A 1,596-nucleotide genomic window follows, 5' to 3' on the forward strand; every position below is an offset into this window, starting at 1 on the left:
GTCGACGATGCCGGCATCGGTGCCGGTTCCGGCATCCGGGTCCGCGGACAGTGGTCGATGAGTTCCTTGGTTCCGTCGGCATGGAGGACGACGTGTTCGATTTCGTCCGCCGGTATCAGCGAGGGCCAGTAGACGCCGAACTCCGATGCCGAGGACGGTGGTGTCGTGGTGTGGAAACCCGCATAGCCGGCGACGGCGAGTTCGGTGACCGAATTGGAGAAGGCGCGGTCAACCTTGGCGCGGTCGGCGTCTTTGACGGTCACCCGCAGGTGCGCGGTCGATTGAGCGGCGGTGGGCGGATCGGGAATGTCGTAGCGAAGCAGTTGGACGTCGACTTCGTCGAACTTTTCTTCCCCACCCAGTATCTCGAACAGCTCGTCGACCGCCCAGTTCGCCTTTTCTTCGATGTCGAGTCCGGTGAGGACCAGGGTCATCGTGTTACGGAAGCCGCCGATGTAGTTCATCGCCACCTTCAGATCGGGCGGCGGGGGGCTGCCCGTGGTTCCGGCCACCCGGACTCGGCCGGTCCCTTCTTGGGTGATTTCGATTGTCTCGAAGTGCGCGGCGACGTCCGGGTTCAGGTAGATCGGGCTGTCGATCTCGTACAACAACTGGGCCGTGACGGTGCCCACGGACACCAGTCCTCCGGTTCCGGGGTCCTTGGTGATGACAAAGCTGCCGTCGTGCGCAATTTCGGCGATAGGGGAGCCCGGGTAACGCCGATCATGCACTTCACGGATCTGTGAATAGTTGCCCCCGGTCGCTTGTGGGCCGCATTCGATGATGTGACCGGCCGCCACCGCCCCGGCGAGGGCGTCGAAGTCGGTCTGCGCCCAGCCGTGCCACCACGCGCTCGCACCGACAACGAGTGCCGCATCGGTGACACGTGGGCAGATCACCACGTCGGCGCCCTTCCTCAGCGCTGCTGCGATACCCCAGCCACCGAGGTACGCGTTCGCCGACACTGGGCTCACACCGGCCTCCGCCAACGTGATGCCCTTGTCGAGGTGCCGGAACTCGTGACCGTCGGCCTGGAGCAATTCGAGCCGGGGCCGGATGTCATCACCCTCGATGTGTGCGACGGACAGGTCGAGCCCCTGATCGTCTATGAGCTTGCGCACCTCATAGGCGAGTCCGGCGGGATTGAGACCGCCGGCATTCACCACGATCTTGATTCCTTTGGCGGCGCAGTCGGCGAGTGACTGACGGGCCTGGGTGAGGAAGGTTTTCGCGTAGCCGGTGGTGGGGTCCTTCTTGCGGGCCTTCCAGAGTATGAGCATGGTCAGTTCGGCCAGGTAGTCACCGGTGATCACATCGACCGGGCTGCCGTCGACCATGTCGCGGAAGGCGGAGAGTCGGTCGCCGTAGAATCCCGATGCGTTGCCGATACGGATCGGCCGTCGAGGTGCTTCAGACTCTCTCATCGGGTTCCTCCAGTGGTCGAAGGGGTAGCCAGACTGGGCCTGCCGCTGCCGGGGGCACCGGCGAAGGCTTGGGCGATGCCCATCCAGGTTTGGGCGACGGGGCCGGTGACGACGAGACGGGTGTCGGTCACGTTGCGCCGTTGGGTGACGACAAGGACAAAGTCCTCGGCCG

The 1,596-nt window shown here is 64.5% G+C and carries 1 protein-coding gene; it reads right to left on the minus strand.

Features of this window, described 5'->3' with window-relative positions:
* Positions 1-1,424, minus strand: a 1,424-nt coding sequence (locus tag WAW17_RS11730; RefSeq protein WP_422333152.1) for an acyclic terpene utilization AtuA family protein, incomplete at its 3' end; no start/stop codon positions are given.
* Between the last annotated feature and the right edge of the window lie 172 nt (positions 1,425-1,596).

Source organism: Rhodococcus sp. (in: high G+C Gram-positive bacteria), assembly GCF_049286785.1.
Taxonomy (GTDB): Bacteria; Actinomycetota; Actinomycetes; order Mycobacteriales; family Mycobacteriaceae; genus Rhodococcus_F.